This window comes from Actinomycetota bacterium (assembly GCA_041658565.1).
Taxonomy (GTDB): Bacteria; Actinomycetota; AC-67; order AC-67; family AC-67; genus JBAZZY01.
Window position 1 is genome coordinate 1 of the sequence record JBAZZY010000086.1, and the last position, 2,944, is coordinate 2,944.

At 64.2% G+C, this 2,944-nt stretch carries 5 protein-coding genes; 4 read left to right on the plus strand and 1 reads right to left on the minus strand.

What is annotated here, in order from left to right:
* The 4 genes from WDA27_15185 to WDA27_15200 form a co-directional block, all read left to right on the plus strand.
* The coding region (locus WDA27_15185; protein ID MFA5892268.1) for a lipid A biosynthesis acyltransferase at nucleotides 1-761 on the plus strand (761 nt) is incomplete at its 5' end.
* 174 nt (nucleotides 762-935) lie between these two features.
* Entirely contained in the window at nucleotides 936-1,898 is a 963-nt protein-coding gene (locus tag WDA27_15190) for a helix-turn-helix domain-containing protein (protein MFA5892269.1), read from the plus strand.
* Between the two features lie 197 nt (nucleotides 1,899-2,095).
* On the plus strand, nucleotides 2,096-2,260 hold the full coding sequence (locus WDA27_15195) for a hypothetical protein (protein MFA5892270.1): 165 nt from the start codon (nucleotides 2,096-2,098) through the stop codon (nucleotides 2,258-2,260).
* 126 nt (nucleotides 2,261-2,386) lie between these two features.
* A complete protein-coding gene (locus tag WDA27_15200) occupies nucleotides 2,387-2,590 on the plus strand; it encodes a hypothetical protein (GenBank protein ID MFA5892271.1) in 204 nt (67 codons plus the stop codon).
* Between the two features lie 75 nt (nucleotides 2,591-2,665).
* Here WDA27_15200 and WDA27_15205 read toward each other — a convergent pair.
* A partial coding sequence (locus WDA27_15205) for a sensor histidine kinase (protein MFA5892272.1) occupies nucleotides 2,666-2,944 on the minus strand: 279 nt, incomplete at its 5' end.

Consider the following 2,944-nt stretch of genomic DNA (forward strand, 5'->3'; position numbering starts at 1 on the left):
AGCGCCAAAAGCGGGCGCTCGACAATCTCGCCATCGCCTTCCCGGAGAAGACCGACGCACAGCGCCTGGCGATCGCCTTGGCGCACTGGGAGAACCTCGGCCGCGTGATGGTCGAGACCATGCGCATCGATCGCTTCCTCAAGGAACCGGAGCGCATCGATATCGTCAGCCAGAACATCTTCTCGCGCTACAAGGACAAGCTCGGCCCCGCGGTGGGCGTCAGCCTGCACATGGGCAACTGGGAGCTGGCAATTCTTCCCTTCACCTGGGCTGGCGCCAATCCGGCGGCGGTGTACCGCTCCGTGACGAACCCCTACGTCGACCAATATCTGCGCGACCAGCGCAAGGATCTCTATCCTGAGGGACTGTTCGGACGCGGCAATGTCGGCGATCACGGCGATGACCAGCGAACGGCGCGCGCCATCATGGATTTCGTGCGTCGCGGCGGGCGCCTCGGCCTCGTATGCGACCTCTACGATCGCACGGGCATGCCGGTGCCGTTCTTCGGCCGCGATGCCAAGACGCAAGCCATCGGCGCCATGATCGCCCGGAGGGTCGGCGCCCGCATCTGGCTGTCGCGCTGCAAGCGCATCGGCACGCAAAGCCGCTTCCAGATCGAGTTGAAGGAATTGCGCGTGCCGCGCACGGCCAATCAGGCCGAGGACATCCGCTGGACCATGGTCCACATGCAGCAGCAGTTCGAGGCGTGGGTGCGCGAGGCGCCGGAGCAGTGGATGTGGAGCAATCGGCGCTGGAGCTGAACCCGTCGGTCCAGGTCTGATACCGCTTGATTGATCAGTACCACCTTCCGTCGGTGGACTAGTCGTGCTGCTCTCTGGATAATCGCGTCTCGAATTGCTAAGGGCGCACGAGGGGTTCGCTCAGCATGTTCGAGCGCTTCACGGCCGAAGAGGGCACGCACGGGCGGGACGCGCATGGACAAGATCCTGGCGATGTCGGAGTTGCACCCCCGCGATCGTCTCGCGTATTGGCACGACGTTGCCAACAAGGTCTTCGTCAAGCACGAATGCCGCGTGGAGAAGCTCTCCACGTTTGATGCGACGATCCACAGTGCGACGCTCGGAGAACTCGGCATCATCGAAGTCGACAGCCACGGCTTGAGCTATGCTGCCGTCAACGCGCGAAACATCAGGAACGACGAGGACGACGTCTTCTTACTTGGCCTGCAGCTCGTGGGAAGTGCGACTGTCGTCCAGGATGGGCGCGAGGCGACCCTCCAGCCGGGCGACTTCACGCTGCTCGACGCTCAGCGACCCTTTTTCACCCGCTACTCGGAGAAATGGCGACGGCTCTTTTTCAAGATCCCCCATCGTGCGTTGAAGGCGCGCCTGGCCCAGAGCTCGCAGCTCACCGCGCACGCGGTACGACCTGGATCGGGCATTAACGGGCTCGTCGCCGACTACCTGCGCATGATCCCACAACACATCGATGCGCTGCAGGAGCCGGCGAAGGCGCGGATCGGCGCGCAGATTCTCGATCTCGCCGCCGTTGCGCTTGCCGCGGAGGGCGGAAATGGTCGGCCGGCGCTGTCGTCAGCACGCGCGACAGCGTTGCTGCGACTGCACGCTGAGATCGAGCGGCGCCTGCCCGATCCTGCGCTCGATCCGGAAACGGCTGCCGGCGCCGCTGGCATCGGCGTGCGCTATGCCAACGCGCTGCTCGCCGACGAAGGTCTGTCGCTCGAGCGGCTGATCGTGTCTCGACGTCTCGATCGCTGCCGTCTCGCTTTGTCCGACGCGATGCAAGCGCACCGCACGATCGGCGATATCGCATACAGCTGGGGCTTCTCCGACCTTTCGCACTTCGCGCGCCGCTTCAAGGGCGCCTTCGGTTGTACCCCTAGCGACTATCGCCGGCAGAACGCCGGCCGAAGATGATCGACAAAGCATGCGGGGCTTCGCGCGAGCCGCGCCGCGGTTAGGTGCGTGTCTTCAATTGGCGTCAATTGCTCACCTTTGCTGAATGCGGCTCCTTACGAAACCGTATGCCTCGGGTCAGGTGACCGCAAACATGGCGGCGCAGTTTCGCGCCTGGGTGATCATGAAGCACCCGACCCAAGATATGGAGAGTCCACATGTCCAAGAAGCTGATGACCACAGTCATCCTCGCAGCCGTTGCCTTCGGTGCCGTCGCGCCGGGAATCGCTATGGCCAAGGGCGCCCCCAAGACCAAAGCCGCGTGCGAAAAGATCTCCACGATGAAGTGGGATGACGCCGGCTCCAAGTGCGTGAAGAAGTAGTCGACGGTTTCAGTGCGGCGGGTCCCCGGACCTGCCGCTCCTCTGATTTCCAGCATTCAACCGGGTCGTTCGATCCATTCACACCGCCGCACTTCACCTGTGCAGCAATCCTCGGAGTTACCGTCAATGAAGCGCATCATTCCGCTGTCGCTGATCGGCAGCGCCATCGTCCTGTGCCTCGCTGCAACCACCGGCCAGGCCGCCGTTTCCGGCGTGAGGGGCGCAGCTCCCGCTGCCGCGCATGCGTCGATCGTCAGCAAGACAGGCTGGCGCTGGCGCCGGCACTACCGCCACTGCTGGTGGAGCCATCACCACCGCCACTGCCGCTAGACCTACGCGAAGCTCCTCCCAAACTTGGTGCAGTGCCTCGTGCACTGCACTTTTTTGTTTGGGGTTGGCGCGTGTTCACGCCCGCGGGAAGGACACCTCGACACGCAGGCCCGGCGTGTTGTCGCTGAGGATGACGCCCGCCCCGTGCAGCTCGGCAATGGCCGCGACCAGACTTAGACCCAAGCCGCTGCCGGGGCTCATGCGTTCGCGCTCCAGCCGATAGAGGCGGCGAAATACGTTTTCGCACTCGTGCGCGGGGATGCCCGGCCCGCTGTCCGCCACCACGGCGATGTGGCGTTCGCCGCGCGTCGCCAGCGAGACATCGATGCGCGTACCCTTCGGCGAGTGGCGGAT